Source organism: Kitasatospora sp. NPDC057512 (assembly GCF_042802135.1).
Taxonomy (GTDB): domain Bacteria; phylum Actinomycetota; class Actinomycetes; order Streptomycetales; family Streptomycetaceae; genus Kitasatospora.
In genome coordinates this window covers 1-19,093 of sequence record NZ_JBHVET010000067.1, presented here as the reverse complement: position 1 = coordinate 19,093, position 19,093 = coordinate 1, and the positions used below count along the sequence as shown (strand labels likewise).

The 19,093-nt window shown below is 74.9% G+C and carries 14 protein-coding genes; 3 read left to right on the top strand and 11 right to left on the bottom strand.

Features of this window, described 5'->3' with window-relative positions; all coding sequences use genetic code 11:
- Positions 1-104 precede the first annotated feature (104 nt).
- From ACFU6K_RS07545 to pdxH, 9 genes are all read right to left on the bottom strand, one after another.
- Positions 105-818, bottom strand: a complete 714-nt coding sequence (locus ACFU6K_RS07545; protein ID WP_380661461.1) for an aminoglycoside N(3)-acetyltransferase — start codon at positions 816-818, stop codon at positions 105-107.
- A gap of 158 nt (positions 819-976) precedes the next feature.
- Positions 977-3,403: an FxsB family cyclophane-forming radical SAM/SPASM peptide maturase gene (locus tag ACFU6K_RS07540; RefSeq protein WP_380661460.1), complete on the bottom strand. Its 2,427-nt coding sequence runs from the start codon at positions 3,401-3,403 to the stop codon at positions 977-979.
- 70 nt (positions 3,404-3,473) lie between these two features.
- Positions 3,474-3,659, bottom strand: coding sequence for a hypothetical protein (locus tag ACFU6K_RS07535; RefSeq protein ID WP_380661459.1), 186 nt, complete (start codon positions 3,657-3,659; stop codon positions 3,474-3,476).
- A gap of 326 nt (positions 3,660-3,985) precedes the next feature.
- Positions 3,986-5,077, bottom strand: a complete 1,092-nt coding sequence (locus ACFU6K_RS07530; RefSeq protein ID WP_380661458.1) for an aKG-HExxH-type peptide beta-hydroxylase — start codon at positions 5,075-5,077, stop codon at positions 3,986-3,988.
- Positions 5,078-5,170: 93 nt separating this feature from the next.
- Positions 5,171-6,442 carry an FxsB family cyclophane-forming radical SAM/SPASM peptide maturase gene (locus tag ACFU6K_RS07525; protein ID WP_380661455.1) on the bottom strand — a complete coding sequence of 424 codons (1,272 nt, stop codon included), beginning with the start codon at positions 6,440-6,442 and terminating at the stop codon, positions 5,171-5,173.
- A 56-nt stretch (positions 6,443-6,498) separates the two neighbouring features.
- Complete coding sequence (gene fxsT, locus ACFU6K_RS07520; RefSeq protein WP_380661454.1) at positions 6,499-10,512, bottom strand: FxSxx-COOH system tetratricopeptide repeat protein; 4,014 nt, start codon at positions 10,510-10,512, stop codon at positions 6,499-6,501.
- Positions 10,502-11,905 carry a TIR-like protein FxsC gene (locus ACFU6K_RS07515; protein ID WP_380661453.1) on the bottom strand — a complete coding sequence of 468 codons (1,404 nt, stop codon included), beginning with the start codon at positions 11,903-11,905 and terminating at the stop codon, positions 10,502-10,504. The genes fxsT and ACFU6K_RS07515 overlap by 11 nt, the downstream gene beginning before the upstream one ends.
- Positions 11,906-12,188: 283 nt before the next feature.
- Complete coding sequence (gene fxsA, locus ACFU6K_RS07510) at positions 12,189-12,380, bottom strand: FxSxx-COOH cyclophane-containing RiPP peptide (protein WP_049656076.1); 192 nt, start codon at positions 12,378-12,380, stop codon at positions 12,189-12,191.
- A gap of 144 nt (positions 12,381-12,524) precedes the next feature.
- Positions 12,525-13,157, bottom strand: a complete 633-nt coding sequence (gene pdxH / locus ACFU6K_RS07505) for a pyridoxamine 5'-phosphate oxidase (RefSeq protein WP_380661463.1) — start codon at positions 13,155-13,157, stop codon at positions 12,525-12,527.
- 438 nt (positions 13,158-13,595) lie between these two features.
- On the opposite strand from pdxH, the gene ACFU6K_RS07500 reads away from it, so the two are divergent.
- Together ACFU6K_RS07500 and serC are read left to right on the top strand one after the other, a co-directional pair.
- On the top strand, positions 13,596-14,696 hold the full coding sequence (locus ACFU6K_RS07500; RefSeq protein WP_049656080.1) for a citrate synthase 2: 1,101 nt from the start codon (positions 13,596-13,598) through the stop codon (positions 14,694-14,696).
- 174 nt (positions 14,697-14,870) lie between these two features.
- Positions 14,871-15,998: a phosphoserine transaminase gene (serC, locus tag ACFU6K_RS07495; protein WP_380661452.1), complete on the top strand. Its 1,128-nt coding sequence runs from the start codon at positions 14,871-14,873 to the stop codon at positions 15,996-15,998.
- Between the two features lie 322 nt (positions 15,999-16,320).
- On the opposite strand, the gene thpR is transcribed toward serC, so the two are convergent.
- Positions 16,321-16,908, bottom strand: coding sequence for an RNA 2',3'-cyclic phosphodiesterase (gene thpR / locus ACFU6K_RS07490; protein ID WP_380661450.1), 588 nt, complete (start codon positions 16,906-16,908; stop codon positions 16,321-16,323).
- Between the two features lie 46 nt (positions 16,909-16,954).
- On the opposite strand from thpR, the gene ACFU6K_RS07485 reads away from it, so the two are divergent.
- Positions 16,955-17,473, top strand: a complete 519-nt coding sequence (locus tag ACFU6K_RS07485; protein WP_380661448.1) for a GNAT family N-acetyltransferase — start codon at positions 16,955-16,957, stop codon at positions 17,471-17,473.
- Positions 17,474-17,530: 57 nt separating this feature from the next.
- On the opposite strand, the gene ACFU6K_RS07480 is transcribed toward ACFU6K_RS07485, so the two are convergent.
- Positions 17,531-18,820: an MFS transporter gene (locus ACFU6K_RS07480; protein WP_380661462.1), complete on the bottom strand. Its 1,290-nt coding sequence runs from the start codon at positions 18,818-18,820 to the stop codon at positions 17,531-17,533.
- Positions 18,821-19,093 lie beyond the last annotated feature (273 nt).

Below are 19,093 nucleotides of genomic sequence, written 5' to 3'. Positions count from 1 at the left end.
GCCGAAGCGGCGACGGGGGCGGGGCGGGGCGGAGGGGTGGGTGTGGGGGCGGGGGGTGGGAAACGGCGGGATCACTTGCCAAGGGTCGGAACAACGAGCGGGTTTCAGGGGCGGCCCCGCCGCAGGACCGCCTCGGCCAGGTCGACGGCCTCCCGCACCGGCACCAGCCGGCAGTCGGCGTCGCCGATGCGGCCGGCCGTGACACCGCGGGCGGTGCGCAGGACCTCCGCGCCGACACGCCCGAAGTGGAGGTCGTCCAGGTCGGGGGCCCGGAAGGTGGTCCAGCCGTCCACCCCGACGCAGCGGTACTCCCGTACCGCCACGTCGGGCATGCGCAGGTCGGCGAGGTGGAAGGCGGTGAAGCGGTCCATCGGGACGCCGAGCATCAGCACCCGGGCGTCCAGGTCGTAGAGCCGTCCGAGCGGCGACTCCGGGCCGAGGTGGGAGGTGAGCGGGTGCTGGGCGGTGACCTCGCGGGCGAGTCGGCCCACGGCCGCCCAGGAGGTCTGCGGGTGCCGGCTGCGCAGGGTGCCCGGCCACGTGCGGACGGTTTCCGACAGCGCCCCCATGGAGGGCGACGCCGGGGTGGTGGCCGGATCGAAGCGGGGCATCCGGGCCTGGTAGTCGGCCACCTCCGCCGGGGAGAGACCGGCGGTGGCGGACTGGTGGATGCGGGAGGTGGCGGAGTTCTCGGGCGTGGCGGTGTAGGCGACGAGGGTGCCGTCGGGGCCCAGGGCGTCGAGCAGGGCCTCGACCACCCCGGCCGCCCCGCCGGGCACCGGTCCGAGGGCGCGCAGCGATGCCTGGACGTGCAGCACCGTGCCGGGACGGACCCCGAGGTCGGCGAGGTCGCGGACGAGGGGGTGGACGGGGGAGGCGACGGCGACGCCGCCGGCGCGGGGTTCGGTGAGGATGGCGTCTCCCCGGGGTCGAGGGCCCCGGGCGGGGGAGGTCCCGGGGCGGCGCGGGTGGAGGGTCAGACCCCGGCCCGTTCCCGCCGTACCCGGTCGGCCGCCTGCTCGGCGGCGGCGGGCAGCGACAGGTCGAGCCAGGGTGCCACGGTGGCACGCATGCCGTCGGCGAAGCGCGAGCCGGTCCCGGTCAGGGCTCCGGAGGTCGCCAGCCGCTCCACGGCCTCGGCGGTGTACCGCCGCCAGAGCGCGAACTGCTCCCGCGCCCGGTCGGCGGCCGTGCCCGGCAGTCCGTCGTACGCGAGGGTGCGGGTGCCCCAGTACTCGGTGACGGCCAGGTGGGCGTACGTGCCCTGGAGCAGCCCTTCGAGCGGCCGGGGGTCGGGCCGCCAGGGGGCGAAGTACAGGGTGGGGTCGGCGCGGTCGTACAGGTCGGTGAGGTCCAGTACGGCGCCGAGCTTGACGTGCTGGAACTCGTGCGCGAGCAGCAGGGCGAGGGTCGGCGCGGTGGCCGGCCGGGCGATGCCGACCGCGCCGTACGCCTGTCGGGCCGCCGAGCTGACGTCCCGGCCGGTCGGGCCCGGCCGCAACGGGGTGACCGTCGTCAGGCCGGCCCGGATGCCCTCCGCGTACCCGGGCAGGTCGCGCCCGAGCAGTTCCCAGGCCTCACGCAACGCGCCCGTCCAGTCGAGCAGTTCGCCCTCGGAGAGGCGGTCCGCGACGGGGTGGTCGTGGCAGTCCCGCAGCGGGTCGGCGTCCTCCAGGGCGACCGTCCAGCCGCCGGCCAGCCGGACCCGCCGCAGCGGTTCGTCCAGCTCGGTGCGCACCGTGCCGTCGGACGCCCGCACCGCGAAGCCGTCCGCCCGCCCGGTGACCACGGCCTCGCCGTCGGGTACGGCGATCCGGCCGAGCGTCGGCAGGTGCAGCCACCCGCCCCGTACGGGCACGGCCACCGCGTCGCCCCGGCCGGCCCGCACCGCGGCCGCCGCGGCGAGCGCGGCCAGCGGGCCGAGCCCGACCGGGAGGTCCCCGGCGAGCCGGCGGGCCGCCCAGGCGCGGGCGTACGGGTGGGCGAGCACGGTGTCCACGGCGGCGGGGGCCGCCGTGTCGAGCTCCGCCAGCAGGGTCCACGCCTCGGCCCGCCCCTGTCCGGAGGCGTCCCAGGCGGCGGCCAGCATCGCCCGGGTGAGGGCGAGTTGGGAGCGGCCGAGCGCGGTGACGGTCTCCGCGCTCCCGTATCCGCGCGCGAGCTCGTCGAGTTGGGACGGGGCGAGCGCGCCGGGCAGCAGCGGCCCGGCCTCCGGCGCTGGCACACCGGGCACACCGGGCGCCCCGGCCGGCTGCGCCGGTACGCCGTCGCCGGAACTCCCGCTCCCCGCAATGCCCTTGATGAACGTCATGAGATCACCGCAGTAGACGGAGGGATGGTCGAAGCTGCCTCCTCCATCGTCGCTCCGATAGCGGTGGGCGTACAGCCCGCCACCGCAGGAGCGGACCACGGAGCAGGCGCGGCAGGCCTCGCTCAGTCCGGCCAGGCCGGACTGGCGGGCGGCGATGCCGGGGTGGCGGGCAAGGTCGTCGAGGCTGTGCGCGAAAACGTTCATCCCGGTGGCGGGCGCGCCGTCGTACGCGGTCTTCAGGCTGTCGGCCTGCTCGAAGGTCCCGTCCGTCTCCAGGACGGCCAGGTCGGAGGGTTCCAGTCCGAGCGACTCGGTGAGGCTGGAGAACCCCCGCAGGGTCCGGTGCACGGACTCGAAGGTCCGTACGGCGAACGGCCGCCCGTCCGTCTCCCACAGCCCGTGGACGGTCAGCAGCCAGTCGGCGTACGGGGTGGCGCCCAGCTCGGCGGGGCGCCCGGGCGGCTCGTCCCAGGTGGCGTGCGGGAGCAGGAAGTCCACGGCGGGCGGGCGGAGTTCGGCCAGTGCCCGGTACACGGCCGCCGGGTCGTTCCGGACGTCCATCGTGCACAACAGCCCGGCGAACAGGTGCCGGTACCCGGGCTCGTTCAGCAGCGCGACCGCCCGCAGCACCTGCGGGTGGCTGCTGCGACCGTCGGCGAACCGCCGGTGGCGGTCGTTGGCGGCCCGGTCCCCGTCCAGCGAGATGCCGACCCTGATCTCCTGCTCCGCGAACAGTTCGCGGAACTCCCGGTTCAGCAGCACGCCGTTGGTGTGGATGCGCAGGTCGAGGGCGCAGCCGGGCGGGAGTGCCGCCCGGAGCGCCTCGGCGGCGCGGCGCAAGCGGTCCGGGCCGGCGAGCAGGGGTTCTCCCCCGTGCAGGACGACCCGGACGGCGGGCAGCCGGTGGGCGGCCGCGTGCTCGCCGATGCGCTCGGCGGCCTTGGCCAGGATCCCGTCCGCGATGACCTTCGGCCGGGAACGCCAGCTGCTGTCCGCGTGTTCGTAGACGTAGCAGTGGTCGCAGGCCAGATCGCACCTGCTGTGCATCTTGACCACGAACTGTGTCAACGGCAGCGGAATCGACGTCGTCATGGAACTGTTCGGTTCGCTTCGATCGGCTCGGTCTGCTCGGCCTGGGTTCCGCCGGGGGTTCCGGGCCGGGTCAGATCGAGGAGTTGAAGGCAGCGACCGGCACGAGGCCGGAATCCGCGCCGGGGAGCGCGCGCTGGAGCCGGGAGGCGAGCCCTTCCGCGCCGAACGCGGCGAGGTCGGCGAGCGAGGGGCGTTCCGGCGTCTCCTGAGGGTCAGTGAGCTTGCCGGCCGGCCTGGTGCTGGTTACCGGAGTCATATTCGTTTCCTTAGGCGCGGTTAGGACCTGCCGAGGGTGGGTAAGCCCACCCGGTTGCGACCAATGTAGTGCCCGCGAAGACTCCGCGCGGCACCTTGCGGACTCACGTTGGGCTCCCCGGGCGGCCGACGTCGTACGACAGCGCGTTGGGCCCCCAGAATTCACCCGTTCAGCGGTCGCGCACTTCGCCGTGGCGCGCGCCGAAGCGCGTCGCCGCGGCCCGTGCCCGAACAACCACGCGGACCAGCCCCTGGCCACACCCCGGGAGTGCCCAGGGAAACCCCCGGACAACCACCCCGCCGGGCCAAGCATCCGACAAGCCGGATTCATTCCCCCGGCCCATCGAGCCCCCGGACGGCCCGCACCAGCTCCCGGGTGAACTCCAGCCCCGCCGCCGTCAGTTCGCCGCAGCCCAGGAGCGTCTCCCCGGCGCTCAGGGTGTGCGTCCGCCAGCGGGCGGACTCCCCCCGCGCGCGTGCGGCGTCGCCCGCCGCCGCGTCCGCCCCCGCCGCCGCCCCCGCCGCCGCCTCCGCCCGCCAGAAGTCCGCCACCCCCAGGTGCGCGTACGCCCCCTGGAGCAGCGCCCCGGCCGGGCGCGGATCGGGCCGCCAGGGGGCGTGGTAGACGGCCGGGCCGTTCGGGCTGTGCAGCGGCACCAGGTCCAGCAGGGCGCCGAGTTGGACGTGCAGGAACTCGTGCACCAGGGCCAGCGCCAGCAGCACCGGATCGTCCGGCAGCGAGGCCGCCACCGCGCCGTACGCCCGCCGGGCGGCGGCGCTGACCGCCTCCCCGCCGGGGGCGGGCCGCAGCGGCACGACGGTGGTCACGCAGGCCGCGACGGCCCGTGCGTGACGGCGGTGGCGGCGCACCAGGATCTCCCAGGCCTCGGCCAACCGCCGCTCCCAGAGCGCGAGTTCCACGCCGTTCAGCGGTCCGGCCGGCGGACGCCCGTAGTCCACCCGGCGCGGGCCCGCGTGGTCGACCGTCGGCGCCCAGCGCAGCCCGTCGCACTCCAGCGCGAGGGCCGGGCCCGGGCCCGGGCGGAGGAACCCGCCCAGCCCGCCGAGTGGAACGCCCTCTCCCGCCGCCGCGCCGCGCAGGCAGTCGGCCGCCCAGGCGTCCAACTCGGGCCGCAGCAGCACCTCCTCCCAGCGCGCCCGGTCGTCCCGCTGCAGCGCCCGCACCCGGGCGTACGCCTCCCGGTAGCCGTCGTGCTCCGGCACCGCCCGGCGCAGCGCCAGCAGCAGCAGCGCCCGCTTGCTCAACTGCCCGGCGCGCAGCAGCCGGACGGCCTCCGGCCCGCCGCGCGCGGCCGCGATCGCCCGGAACGTCGCCCGGTCCACGCCGTGCCGGGGCAGCCCGTCCGCCCCGCGCGCGCCCGGCACTCCGGCCGCCACCACCTCGTCCGTCCCCGCCACCGTTCCTCCTCGTGCGTACGGCCTCCGGCCCGGTCGGCCGGCCCTTCGCCCAACCCGCCCCGCCCGCCGACGGTCTCCCCGTGCCGGGGTGGATCAGCCGGACGGCGGCCGGGCATGACCCGGACGGGTGAGCCGGGGAACTCCTCGACGCCCCGAACCCTCCGATCCGGCCCCCGCCGACTCCGCCACCCGCGCCGCCTGCCCGGGCGACTCCGCCAACTCCGCCACCCCCGCCCGCAGCCGCCCCGCGATGTGCCGGATCAGCCGGTCCAGGTCCGCGCAGTACACCGACGGCTGCCCGAAGCCGCCCTCCGCGTACCGGTGGGCGTACAGCCCCCCGCCGCAGACCCGGGCCAGCGGGCAGCCGGCGCAGACCGGCCCGAGTCCCGCGAGGCCGCGCTGGCGGGCCCGGAAGGCCGGGTGGGCGCCCGCCCGGACGAAGCCGTGCCGCCACACGTCCAGGCCGGTCCCCGGGGCGCCGTCGTAGGCCACCTTGAGGCTGTCCGCCTGCTCGATCGTCCCGTCCGTCTCGACCACCACCAGGTCGACGGGCGCCAGCCCGACCGCCTCGCTGGCCGCCCGCCCGCCGAGCAGCAGCACCGCCAGCTCCTCGAACAGCCGCACCCCGGTCTCCCGGCGCGGCGCGCCGTACCAGCGGTCGAAGGCGGCGATCAGCCACTCCCCGTACGGCGCCGGCTCCGTGCCCGACGGCGGCGCGTGCGGCACCGTCCGGGGCGGGGCGCCCGGCGGCGGCTCCCGCCAGGTCGCGTGCGGCAGCAGCAGGTCGAGCCGGGGCGGCGCGAACTCCAGCAGCGCCTCGTAGGTGGCCACCGGGTCGGAGGCCAGGTCGACGACGCACAGCAGGCCGGCGAACAGCTCCCGGTGCCGCCCGGAGCCGAGCAGCCGCACCGCCTCGGCGGTGCGCGCCCAGCTGCCCGCGCCGGAGGGCAGCCGGCGGTGCCGGTCGTGGCCGGCCGGGGTGCCGTCCAGCGAGACCCCGACGGCGACCCGGTGGCGGTGCAGCACGTCGAGCAGTGCCGGTTCGTCCAGCAGCCGCAGCCCGTTGGTCTGCACGGTGAACCGCACCCGGGGCCGGACGGCCGCCAACTCGCCGAGCAGCGCGTCCAGATGGGCCGCGCCGACGAGCAGCGGCTCGCCGCCGTGCAGCACCACGGACACCTCGTCCAGCCCGTGCTCGGCCGCGTGCTCGTCGATCCGCCGGGCGGTGCGGCGGACGGTCGCGAGTTCCATCCGCCGCGGCCGCCCGCGCCAGCTCTGGTCCGCGCCCTCGTACACGTAGCAGTAGTCGCAGGCCAGGTTGCACCGACTGTGGATCTTCAGCAGGAACTGCCGGAACGGCACCATGCCCGTGAGCCTAGGCCACCGGCCCCGGCGCGGGGACCACGGCGGCTGACGGTCCGTCACACGTGCGGCGGCTCCACGTCGGAGTCCAGCCGCGTCCCGGCCCGCACCGCGATCGTCGTCGGGTGCTCCTCCCCCAGGGTGATCCGGGCCCGGCGGATGCAGTCCGCCCGCAGCTCCGCGGCCCGCTCGGCGTACCCGAGGGCGGCCAGCGACAGCGCGAGGTTGGAGTTGATGCCGATGGCGTCGTAGTGGTCCTGGCCGAGGGCGGCGGTCATCAACGGCTCGGCCTCCAGCTCCAGTTCGAGCGCGGCCTGGAGCTCCCCGGCCAGCGACAGGTCGTTGGCGTGGTTCATCATCGCGATCGGGATGTAGAGGTGGTGCGCGCCGAGGACGGTGCGGAACTGCGCCAGCGTACGGCCGGACAGCTCGCGCGCCTCCGTCGTGCGCCCCGCCAGCCGCAGGTACACCGAGAGGTTGTTGGCGCCGGCCAGGGTCACCGGGTGGTCCTCGCCCAGGTAGTCGCGGTACCGCGACAGCGCCCGTTCGGCCAGCGGGATCGCCCGCCCGGTGTCGCCGAGCGCGTTGAGGTCGCTGGCCAGGTTGGTGGCGGCGGCCAGGGTGTCGGGGTGCTCGGCGCCGTTGATGTCCAGGTAGCGCTGGTAGATGTCCTCGTCGATCTCCAGCGCCTCGTGGTACCGGCCGGCCCGGCGCAGCGCCACCGCGAGGTTCTTGCGGGCGCGCAGGGTGTCGGTGTGGCCGTCGCCGATGGTCTGCTGGTAGATCCGGACGGTCTCCTCCAGCAGGTCCAGGGCCTCCCGCAGCCGCCCGGTCTCGCGCAGGTCGCGGGCGTAGTTGGAGGCGGAGGAGAGCGCGTAGAGGCTGTGCGCGCCGAGCGCGTCGCGCTGCTGGAGGTAGTTGCTGCGGTGCCGTTCCAGGGCGGCCCGGCGGTCGCCGGCCAGGTAGTCGGAGACGGCGAGGTTGTTGGTGATCATCAGGGTGCGCGGGTGGTCCGGGCCGAGGGTGCGCCGGGCGGCGTCCAGGGTGCGGCGGTCGAGCGCCCGGGCCTCGTCGTAGCGGCCGAGGAAGCGCAGGTCGGCGCCGAGGCTGTTGGCGACGGCGAGGGTGTGGGAGTGCTCCGGGCCCAGGGTCGCGGTGAAGCGCTCCAGGATGTCCCGGTCCATCTCGTACGCCTCCTGGAGGGCGCCCTGGGAGCGGCGGATGTTGCTCAGCTGGGTGCGCAGCATGAGCGTCTGGGCGTCGTTGTCGACGTCGAAGCCGGGCCCGCCGTAGCCGTCCTGGCGCCAGTGCTCCAGGGTCCGCTCGGCCAGTTCCCGGCCGGACTCGTGCAGGCTGCGCTTCCACTGGTAGCGGACCGAGTCGATGATCCACTGCCGGACGTCCTCGTCGGCGCTGTCGAGCGCCCCGGACGGCCAGAGGTGGGGCAGGAGTTCGGCGTACTCGGCCCAGTTCGCGGGCACGTCCGGGTCGCCGGGGTTGGCGGTGGCGAGCGCGGCGTGGACGACGCCGCGCAGTTCGGCCCGCCGGTCCTCCTCGACCTGGTCCCGCAGCACCGCCTGGACGAGCCGGTGCACGGTGATGGTCTCGCTGCCCTGGTCGGTGCGGGCGAGCCCGAACCGGTTGATGGCGCGCAGGAACTCGCCGATCGCGAGCTTGTCGCGGGGCGCGCGCGGGGGCAGCCGCAGGGCTCGGGTGACGGCCCGGCTGTAGAGCAGCCGCATCGGGATGGCGTCCGGGCCGAAGAAGGCGCAGATCTCCAGGATCTGGGCGGCCGGGGCGTTCATCCGGCGCAGCTCCTCGACCGAGATGCGCCAGGTCGCCGCGGCCGAGTGCGGGTAGTCGGCGGCGCGCAGCCGGGTGCGCTCCAGCATCTCGGTGAGCTCTTCGTCGAGCAGTTCGAGGTAGGTGGCGATCGGCATCGACGTCTCCTGGAGCCAGACGGCGGCCTGGCCGACGGCGAGCGGGAGGTCGCCGAGCCGGTGCGCGACCTGGTCGGCGTCCTCCGAGGAGAGGCCGCCGTTGAAGCGGCGCAGCAGCCGGACGCTCTCCTCGCGGAGGAAGACGTCGACCTCGACCAGGCCGGCGTGCCGAGCCCAGCCCTGGTTGCGGGAGGTGATCAGCACGTGCCCGCCGGAGGAGCCGGCCGGCTGCCAGGGGGCGAGCTCCTCGGGGGTCCCGGCGTTGTCGAAGACGAGCAGCCAGCGGCGGTACGGCTGGCCGCGGCGCAGCGCGTCGAGCACGGTGGCGGCGGTGTGGGCGACGTCGTCGCTGGTGGGCACGCCGAGCCGGGGCGCGAGTTCGGCGAGCTTCTGCGGGATGTTGGCGGGCTCCTCGGCGGGCACCCACCAGACCACGTCGTAGGCGGCCTTGAAGCGGTGCGCGTACTCGGCGGCGATCTGGGACTTGCCGGCGCCGCCGAAGCCGTAGAGCACCTGGCTGAGCACGGCGGCGGGCCCGCCGGTGAAGCGGTTGCGGAGCAGTTCCAGGAGCTTGCCGCGGCCGATGAAGGCGGCGTTGCGCGAGGGCGCGTCCTGGACCTGCGGGGCGGTGCCGGGGAACCGCGCCGGGGCGGCGAACTCCCCGCTGTCGGTGTCGGATTGACGGCTGCTGCCGGGCGGCGGGCCGAGTTCGGCGTAGAGCTGGGACTCGGCGCCGACCGCGGAGGAGCGGACCAGGTCGGGCGCGGGCTGCCCGGCGAACGGGCGGGGCACCGGTTCGTCCGAGTCCTGGAGCCGGAAGGCGACCAACGCCGGTGAGCCGGAGGCCAGTTCGCGCCCCTGGAGGAGCTGCCAGGCCTCGGCGGCCCGGGGCAGCGCGGTGTACTCGGGCGAGAGCAGCGCGAGCAGCCGGCCCTGGCCGTCGACCGGCCCGGCGACCTCGGGCGGCCGGGAGCCGGAGTACGGTTCGGCGGCGCTGTGCAGGGAGGTCTGGTAGCCGAAGCGGGTGAGCGTCCCGGCGGCCCACTCGGCCCACATCCGGTCCTCGGGCGCGTAGCTGACGAACACCTGGCGCGGCACCGCGCGGGCGGAGCGCAGGTAGGCGCCGTACAGCCGGCGGCGGGCCTCGGCGGTGAGCGGGCGCAGGGTGCGGACCCGGCCTTCGGTGATCCAACCGGCCAGCCGTTCGAAGGCGTTGAGCAGGCTGCGGGCCTCCTGCGGCCGGTCGGCGACGGTGGCGGGCACCTCCTCGTAGGCGTAGAAGGGCTTGTACGGCACCTCGACGTCGGCCCAGTAGCCGGCCCGGCGGTCGCCGGCCAACCAGCGGCCGAGGTAGGGGGCGAAGGCCTCGCGGGCGTAGTCGCGGCCGGCCTCCAGGCGCTCCTGCTCGGCGTCCTCGACCCGCATCGGCACCGGCAGGACCCGGATCGCCCGCTCCTCGGCCTCGGCGATGGCGCGGGCGGCGTCGACGCCGCCGCGGATGTTCTGGGCACTGAAGGTGAAGCAGTCCACCACGGTGTCGGGCATCAGGACGGTGCAGATGCCGGAGGTGTCGCTGACGCCGGTGCGGCTGTCGATGAGCACGTAGTCGTAGCCGCGGGCCCAGCGTTCGCGCAGCTCGCGCAGGAACTCGCCGCCGCGGATGTCCCGGCCGTAGTAGAAGCTGCGCCAGTTGAAGCTGGTGACGGCCGCGCCGTAGGCGGCGTTCTGCCGGCCGGCGGGCAGGAAGTCGAGCCGGCCGCCGGGCGGCAGGTCGAGGGCGAGGCCGCAGACGTAGCCGTCCAGGCGCCCGGGCTCGTCCAGCCAGGCGGCCGGGGACTGCCCGACCGGCCCGGTGGCGGAGGGCAGCGCCTGCTTGACGTAGGAGCGCAGCAGGTCGATCAGGCCGTCGGTGGAGTGCAGTTCCGGATCGACCAGCAGCGGGTGGTAGTACCGGTGGAGGCCTGGCGCCTCCAGGTCCCAGTCGACGACCAGGACGCGCAGGCCGCGGCTGGCGAGGATCCAGCCGACGTTGGCGAGCGCCATGGTGCGGCCGGTACCGCCCTTGAAGGAGTAGAACGTGACGACCGATCCCGGTCCGCCGCGCTCCGGCTCCGCGCCGGACTCAGTGGTCATCGTGCTTCTCCCCCCTCAGCGGGGCGGCGGTGTCCTTGCCCCGGCTCTGGTGCGGCAGGTCCGTGGAACCCGGGAGGCCCCGGTCGGTGCGTGCGGGCCCCTGGCGGGGCCCCGGCGGGCCGGCCGGGATGGCCAGCCCGGGCAACGCCGGGCCGGTGTCCGGGCCGCCGCCCGGACCGAAGCCGAAGGCGCCGCCGCCATCGTCCCCCCAATCCAGGTTGTCGTCCATGAGCTTGTTCTGAGCGACCGTCACCATGATGGTGAGATCGCTGTCGAAGCTCTCCCGGCTCACTTTGACCCGGAACAAGTGCTCCAGGTCGCTCCGGCGCAGCCAGTTGCGCCGGAACACGTCGCGCACGCCCGCCCAGAGCGCGTCGCGCTCCGGCCCGTCGGCCGGGTCGTCGCTGCCGGCGGGCACCATCACCCCGGTGACCGGGTGGTTCTGCTCGTCGTACGCGCGCAGCGCGGAGCGGTAGCGCTCGCCGCCGGCCACCCACGGGTCCACCAGCAGGATGCTCACCTGGCTGTCCTCGCGGGCCTGGTCGAGCTTCTCGGCGAGGGCGGTGTCGACCTCCTCCAGCGTGGTGGTGTGCCCGGCGCCGGTGATCACCTGCTGGGCGCGGGCGGCCAGGGACGGCTGGACGGGCGGGTGGTACGGCGCCCAGTGCCACGGCTTGGTGCCGTACCAGCCGCCCGCGCGGGAGCCGCCGCCGACGGCCTCGGGGGCGCGCCCGGCCGCGATGAACAGCCGCACCATCCCGGGGGCGGAGGCCACCGGCGGTGCCGCCGGGGGCGGGAAGTAGCCGCGCACGGCGCCGAGGTCGAACTCGGGCAGCTCGCCGAGCCGACGCGCGGCCGCGTCCCGGACCCGCTCCGCGACCACCCGGACCACCTGCTCGTACGCCCCGCCCTGCGCGGTGCGCAGCAGGGCCCGCAGGCCGTACCGGGCGTAGGCCTCGCCCATGTCCGGCTGGGCCCACTGGATCTTGTTCACCTCGTCGGCCAGGCCGCCCGGCTCGACGGGCTCCCAGAGCACCGGGACGAGCGCCGAGATGAGCTCCCCGGTGTCCTCGTGGTGGCGCCGGACCCGGCCGCGGAAGGCGGTCCACTCCTTGCCGCAGTAGAGGCTGGCGAAGTAGGCCGGCGAGTAGAGCGCGACCATGGTCCGGCTGCGGCCGAGCATCGTGGCCAGCTTCTCGGCCCAGTCGTCGCCCAGCCGCAGCCGCTCGGTGTCCCGGTAGGCCAGCTCCTCGACGCGCACGCCCGTGCCGACCAGCCGGCCGAGCTCGTCCCGCAGGTCGTTGAAGAACTGGTTGACGAAGGCGTCCTCGGCCTCGTAGTCCCGGCGCGCGTAGCTGAAGAAGAAGTACGGCCGGTGCTGTTCGTGCTCCATCACCTGTTCCCCCCGTGCCCGACGGTCCGCGACGGCGCTGGTTTCATACCCCAGCATGTCGCGAACTCCACCGCCCGTGCAGGGGAGTTGGGGGATTCGGCTGCCCGCCGGGGTTTAGCCGGTGGCCAGGCGCACTCCCCCGGCCGGGGGCGCTCCGGCGCTCGGGGGCGCGCCGACGGGGGCGCGGGCGCCCGTCGGGCCCGACACGCCGGGCGAGGGGCGCGGACGCCGGACAGGGGCGCGGGCGTGCGGGGACAGCGCGCGGTGCGTGGCGCGCGGTGCGCTACCGGTCGAGCGCCGACTGGAAGGCGGCGAGCGGCTCCGCGCCGGGGGTCAGGGCGTCCGCGACCACCCGGCGCAGCAGGTCGCCCAGGACGGTGTCGGGCAGGGCGTCGAGTTCGTCGAGCGGCAGGGCGGCGACGTCGACCAGGTCAGAGCCGAGTCCAGCGGCGGTTTCCGCACCGGTGACGCCCATCAGTCCCTCACTCGATCGTGTCGGCACAGCGGGCTGCCGGCCGCAAGTGCATCGACCCAGGTCCGCGACGGGCATCCTACACCCGGGGAGTGACGGTCCATCAGCTCCGCGCGGGCGCCGCGCGGAGCCTGTGGGCCGAACGGATCACGGGCAGAGCCGCTCCACCCGCCACCCCGTCGGGCTGGACGGGTCGGCGACGTAGCGGAGCCGGTCGTGCAGCCGGTTCTCCCGACCCTGCCAGAACTCGACGCTCCGCGGGACCACCCGGTACCCGCCCCAGAACGGCGGGACGGGCACGCCCTCGCCCTCCGGGTAGCGGCGCTCCAGCTCGGCGTACCGCTGTTCGAGGACCTCCCGACCACCGACCGGGCTGGACTGCTCGCTGGCCCAGGCGCCCAGCTGGGAGCCGTGCGGGCGGGTGCGGAAGTAGGCGGCGGTCTCGTCCCGGCCGACCTTCTCCACCCGGCCCTGGACGATCACCTGCCGGGCCAGCGCGATCCACGGGAACAGCAGCCCCGCGTACGGGTTGGCGGCCAGCTCGGAGCCCTTGCGGGAGCCGTAGTTGGTGAAGAACACGAAGCCGCGCAGGTCGTAGCCCTTGAGCAGGACGGTGCGGGAGCTGGGCCGCCCCTCGGCGTCGGCGGTGGAGAGCACCATCGCGTTGGGCTCCACCACCCCGGCGTCGTCGGCGTCGTGGAACCAGCGGGTGAACTGGCCGATCGGCTCGGGCGCGAGCTGCTCCTCGACCAGGCCCTCGTGGCTGTAGTGCTTGCGCATCACGGTGAGGTCCGGGCCGGGGCGGGCCTCGTCGGCCAGGGTCCGGTTGGCGGGGCTCGGGGGCGTCGACTGGGCGCGATCCGGGGTCTGCACGCCAACATCATCCCGTACGACAAGCAGCGGGCACCGCTACCTCCGGACAAACCCCGGTGGGAGATCAGGTGACCCCCACCGCTTGGCCGCCCGCCCTGCGGGGAATTGTCCGGAACCGGACGTTCGGCTCCGGGGAATCCAGGGGTTCCGCGGGCCGCCACGGGCCCGTTCGGCTCCTCCGACAGGGAAAGTCAAGCGGGTCGACGGGAAACATCACCATCGTGGTGTATGGCGCAATGCACCCCGTGCCTGTCACCCTGGCACCGAGTGCCAAACACCATTCGGTCACTGGCGCGCCGCCCCACCACGGCGGAGCGCCGATCACAGAACTGAGGGAGCCGTCGCATGTCCGATTTCGTACCCGGGCTTGAGGGAGTCGTCGCGTTCGAGAGCGAGATCGCCGAACCCGATCGTGAGGGCGGCGCCCTGCGGTACCGCGGTGTCGACATCGACGACCTGGTGGGCAGCGTCTCCTTCGGCCACGTCTGGGGCCTGCTGGTGGACGGCAAGTTCAACCCCGGCCTGCCGGCCGCGGAGCCGTTCCCGATCCCGGTGCACTCCGGCGACATCCGGGTCGACGTGCAGTCGGCGCTCGCCATGCTCGCCCCGGTCTGGGGCCTCAAGCCGCTGCTGGACATCGACGCCGAGCAGGCCCGCGACGACCTCGCCCGGGCCGCCGTGATGGCGCTCTCCTACGTCGCCCAGTCGGCCCGCGGCCAGGGCCTGCCGATGGTCCCGCAGAGCGAGATCGACAAGGCCGAGACGGTCGTCGAGCGGTTCATGATCCGCTGGCGCGGCGAGCCGGACCCGAAGCACGTCAAGGCCGTCGACGCCTACTGGACCTCGGCCGCCGAGCACGGCATGAACGCCTCCACCTTCACCGCCCGGGTCATCGCCTCCACCGGCGCCGACGTCGCGGCCGCGCTCTCCGGCGCGGTCGGCGCGATGTCCGGCCCGCTGCACGGCGGCGCGCCGTCCCGCGTGCTCGGCATGATCGAGGAGATCGAGCGCACCGGCGACGCCACCGCCTGGGTCAAGAACGCCCTGGACAAGGGCGAGCGCCTGATGGGCTTCGGCCACCGCGTCTACCGCGCCGAGGACCCGCGCGCCCGGGTGCTGCGCCGCACCGCCAAGGAGCTCGGCGCGCCGCGCTTCGAGGTCGCCGAGGCGCTGGAGAAGGCCGCGCTGGAGGAGCTGCACAACCGCCGCCCCGACCGCGTGCTGGCCACCAACGTCGAGTTCTGGGCCGCCATCATGCTGGACTTCGCCGAGGTCCCGGCGCACATGTTCACCTCGATGTTCACCTGCGCCCGGACGGCCGGCTGGTCGGCGCACATCCTGGAGCAGAAGCGCACGGGCCGGCTCGTGCGCCCCTCCGCGCGCTACATCGGCCCCGGCCCGCGCCGCCCCGAGGAGATCGAGGGCTGGGACGCCATCGCCCGCTGACCTCCGGTCGGCGGCTACCGGACGAGCGTCCGGTCAGTGCCCCTGAGCAGCGGGTCCGGCTCCGGTCGGGCCCGCTGCCGCACACTCCCGGGCGGCCCCCCGAGCAGCCGTGACCACAGTCTCAGCGGGCGGACGGCCGTACCCCGCCGGGCCCCCGGCCGGTAGGCTGCGCGCGTGGCTCAGATCCAGATCCCCGCTGACATCAAGCCCGCAGACGGCCGTTTCGGCTGCGGACCGTCCAAGGTGCGCCCCGAGGCCCTGAGTGCCCTCGCCGCCACCCAGACCTCCCTGCTCGGCACCTCGCACCGCCAGGCCCCGGTCAAGAACGTGGTCAAGCGCGTGCGCGAGGGCGTGAGCAGCCTGTTCTCGCTGCCGGACGGCTACCAGGTCGTCCTCGGCAACGGCGGCTCCACCGCCTTCTGGGACATCGCCGCCTTCGGCCTGGTGCGGGAGAAGTCCCAGCACCTGGACTTCGGCGAGTTCTCCTCGAAGTTCGCCTCCTCGGTCAAGGCCGCGCCGTGGCTCGGCGAGCCGACCGTGATCAAGACCGCCCCGGGCACCCACCCGCTGCCGGTCGCCGAGGCCGGCGTGGACGTCTACGGGCTCACCCACAACGAGACCTCGACCGGCGTCGCGATGCCGATCAGGCGCCCGGCCGGCGCGGACGAGGGCTCGCTGGTCCTGGTGGACGCCACCTCGGGCGCCGGCGGCCTGCCGGTGGACATCACCGAGACGGACGTCTACTACTTCGCCCCGCAGAAGTCCTTCGCCTCCGAGGGCGGCCTGTGGCTGGCCACCTTCTCCCCGGCCGCCCTGGAGCGCGCCGCCGAGATCGCCGCCTCCGGCCGCTACATCCCGCCGTTCTTCTCGCTGCCGACGGCCATCGACAACTCGTCGAAGGACCAGACGTACAACACCCCGTCGCTCTCCACCCTCTTCCTGCTGGCCGACCAGCTGGAGTGGTTGAACGGCAACGGCGGGCTGGACTGGGCGGTCGCCCGCACCGCCGACTCCTCGTCCCGGCTGTACTCCTGGGCTGAGAAGTCCCCCTTCGCCACCCCCTTCGTGGCGAACCCGGCCGAGCGCTCCCAGGTGGTCGGCACCATCGACTTCGACGAGTCGGTGGACGCCGCCGCGGTCGCCAAGGCACTGCGTGCCAACGGCATCGTGGACACCGAGCCGTACCGCAAGCTGGGCCGCAACCAGCTGCGCATCGCGATGTTCCCGGCGATCGACCCGGCGGACGTCGAGGCGCTCACCCACTGCATCGACTACGTGGTCGAGCAGCTCGCTCAGGTCTGAACCGGTCCCGCGAGGACACGGCCGAGGGCCACCGCCGACGGGCGGTGGCCCTCTCGCCGGTCCCGGGCGCCCGGGGCGCCGCTGTGCCCGGACGGGCCCCGGGCAGGCCTCAGGCAGCCCTCGGACGGGCCTCAGGCAGGCCTCAGCGGCCGACCAGCGAGCTGATCAGCACGACGACCAGCATCAGCACGAGGGTGCCGGAGACGATGCGCATACGAGTCTTGGGATCCACGGTCAACGAGCGTACCTCCGGCCCACCCCGGACTCCGCCGGGGCCCTGCCCCACCGCCCCCACGGCCCGCCGACCCTCAGCCCTCAGCCCTCAGCCCCAGTCGGCCAGCGCCCAGGAGCGCAGCGTCACGTAGTGCGCGGAGCCGCCGCCCGGGTCGCTGCGCACCAGGTGCAGCTCGGCGGCCTCCCACTCCGGCCCCCGGTAGTCGGCCAGCGCCGCCACCAGGCCGTCCAGCTCGGCCGCCGCGACCCGCTGCACGGCCCGCCGGTGGCCGCGCGAGGAGCCCGCCCGGGCGAGGGTGAGGTGCGGGTGGAAGACGAAGTCGTCGGTCGCCCCGGTGACCTCGGCGGTGGCCTCCGTGACGGCCTCGGCCAGCCGGCGCAGCGCCCAGGCCTGGCCCTCGACCCCGGCCCAGAGCACCCGGTCGCCGAACCGCCCCGCGCCCGCGATCCGCAGCCGGTGCACGGGGTTGACCTCGGCGACGGCGGCCAGGCCCGCCTCCAGCTCCGGCAGCCGTTCGGCGGCCACCTCGCCCAGGAAGGCCAGGGTCAGGTGCCGGCCCTCGGCGCCGGTCCAGCGCAGCCGCTCCGCCCCGGGCAGCTCCCGCAGCGGAGCGACCGCGTCGGAGAGCCCCTGCAGCGCCCCGGTCGGCGGCAGCACCGCCACGAACAACCTCATGGACCAATCTTCCCGCGCCCGGCCGTCTGGGGTAGAACGGTCTTCCATGAAGATCCGCAACGGGGGGTCCGCGGACGTCCCCGACATCCTGTCCCTGCTCGACGGCGCCGTCTCCTGGCTGGCCGCCCAGGGCCGTACCGGCCAGTGGGGCGACCAGCCGTTCAGCACCAACCAGGCCCGGATCGACCAGGTCTCCTCGTACGCCGAGGAGCCGTTCCTGATCCGCCTCGCCGTGGACGAGGACGGCCGTACGGTCGGCTGCTGCGTGGTCTCCGAGGACCGCGGCCGGTGGATCCCCGCCGTGGAGGAGCGCGAGCTGTACGTCCGCAACCTGGTCACCGACCGCACCCGCAAGGGCTCCGGCATCGGCGCCGCGCTGATCGCCGACGCGATCGAGGAGGCCCGTCGGCGCGGCATCGGCCTGCTCCGGGTGGACTGCTACGGCGGCGCCGACCGCAAGCTGGTCGGGCGCTACCGGGCGCTCGGCTTCACCGAGACCGTGGCGTTCGAGGTCGAGCAGCCGCACGGCCTCTGGCCCGGCCAGGTGCTGGAGATCCGGCTCTGAACCGTCCGTCCCTGAACCGTCCGGGCCCCCGGGGCACCCCGGGGGCCTGACGGAGCATCAGCAGGCCGCCACCAGCTCCGACTTGCTCGCCGCACCGGTCCGCGGCACGAAGGCCACCACCCGGCCGCCGCGGCCCGGGTGCAGGTCGAACCGCACCCGCAGGTCCGCGCTGCGAGCCAGCACCAGGCCGACCGTACCGGCCGCCGCCGCGGACACCAGTCCGCAGGCCAGCAGGCCGAGCCGGGGCCCGTACGAGGCGGTCACCCAGCCGACGATCGGGGCGCCGATCGGCGTGCCGCCGGTGAAGACCAGCACCAGCAGGCCCATCATCCGGCCGCGCATCTCGGGGTCGGTGGACAACTGCAGCATGGAGTTGACCGAGGTGTTGAAGCTCAGCCCGAACACCCCGATGAGCATCAGCAGCAGCGCGAAGGTCCAGTAGTCGGGCGCGAACGCGGCGACCACCTCCAGCGCTCCGAAGGCCAGCGCCGCGCCGACCAGCCGGCGCAGTCGCGGCACGCCCCGGCGGGCGGCGAGCAGCGCACCGGCCAGCGAGCCGATCGCCATCGCGGTGTTCAGCAGGCCGTACTGGCCCGCGCCCACCTTGAAGGTGTCGTACGCGAACCCGGAGAGCAGCGTCGGGAAGTTGAAGCCGAAGGTGCCGATGAACCCGGCCAGCACCATCGGCCAGAGCAGCTCGGGCCGCTCCCTGACGTACCGCAGGCCCTCGCGCAACTGCCCCTTCTCGCGGGCGATCGGCGCGGTCGGGCGCAGTTCGGACTCCCGCATCGCGAGCAGCCCGCCGATCACGGCGGCGAAGGACAGCGCGTTGACGGCGAACGCCCAGCCGCTGCCGACCGCGGCGATCAGCAGGCCCGCGACGGCGGGGCCGACCAGCCGGGCGGTCTGGAAGTTGGCGGCGTTCAGGCTGACGGCGTTGGCGAGGTCCTTCGGGCCGACCATCTCGGAGACGAAGGCCTGCCGGGTCGGGTTGTCCACCACGGTGACCAGGCCGAGCAGCAGCGCGAAGGCGTACACGTAGTACGGCGTCACCACGCCGCCGACGGTCAGCACCGCGAGGCCGGCGGCCAGCAGGCCCATCGCGCCCTGGGTGTAGATCAGCAGCCGGCGCTTGGGCATCCGGTCGGCGAGCACGCCGCCGAACAGGCCGAGCAGCAGCATCGGCAGGAACTGCATGGCGGTGGTGATGCCGACCGCGAGCGGGCTGCCGGTGAGGCTCAGGACCAGCCAGTCCTGGGCGATGCGCTGCATCCAGGTGCCGGTGTTGGACACCACCTGGCCGGCGAAGTAGTAGCGGTAGTTGCGAACGCGAAGGGAGGAGAACATCCCCCCGGGCCTCGTGAAGCGGGCGCCTGTGGGAGATGTGGCCGATTGGGATCGGCCGGGAGCGGCGGGGTCCGCCGCGGTGCGTTCGTCGGGGTCGTCGTCGCCGTTGCCGGGCAGTCCCGTGGGGGCGGGTGCCTGGGCTTCGGCGTCCGCGGCGCCGGCCGCGGCGGGGTCGGTGGTGGGCTCGTCGGTGCGGATGGCGGCGCTGGCTGCGGCCGTCGGTGTCACGTTGGTCTCCCCTCGCGGCGGGGGGGGCCCGGGGGGGGGGGGGGC

Bases quoted from the DNA above. Each gene is read 5' to 3' on its own strand.
- ACFU6K_RS07500 (WP_049656080.1), top strand. From the start codon at position 13,596: ATGTCCGATTTCGTACCCGGGCTTGAGGGAGTCGTCGCGTTCGAGAGC.
- ACFU6K_RS07480 (WP_380661462.1), bottom strand. From the start codon at position 18,820: ATGTTCTCCTCCCTTCGCGTTCGCAACTACCGCTACTACTTCGCCGGC.
- ACFU6K_RS07515 (WP_380661453.1), bottom strand. From the start codon at position 11,905: ATGGAGCACGAACAGCACCGGCCGTACTTCTTCTTCAGCTACGCGCGC.
- ACFU6K_RS07540 (WP_380661460.1), bottom strand. From the start codon at position 3,403: ATGACGACGTCGATTCCGCTGCCGTTGACACAGTTCGTGGTCAAGATG.
- fxsT (WP_380661454.1), bottom strand. From the start codon at position 10,512: ATGACCACTGAGTCCGGCGCGGAGCCGGAGCGCGGCGGACCGGGATCG.
- pdxH (WP_380661463.1), bottom strand. From the start codon at position 13,157: ATGCGCAAGCACTACAGCCACGAGGGCCTGGTCGAGGAGCAGCTCGCG.
- ACFU6K_RS07485 (WP_380661448.1), top strand. From the start codon at position 16,955: ATGAAGATCCGCAACGGGGGGTCCGCGGACGTCCCCGACATCCTGTCC.
- thpR (WP_380661450.1), bottom strand. From the start codon at position 16,908: ATGAGGTTGTTCGTGGCGGTGCTGCCGCCGACCGGGGCGCTGCAGGGG.
- fxsA (WP_049656076.1), bottom strand. From the start codon at position 12,380: ATGGGCGTCACCGGTGCGGAAACCGCCGCTGGACTCGGCTCTGACCTG.
- ACFU6K_RS07535 (WP_380661459.1), bottom strand. From the start codon at position 3,659: ATGACTCCGGTAACCAGCACCAGGCCGGCCGGCAAGCTCACTGACCCT.
- ACFU6K_RS07525 (WP_380661455.1), bottom strand. From the start codon at position 6,442: ATGGTGCCGTTCCGGCAGTTCCTGCTGAAGATCCACAGTCGGTGCAAC.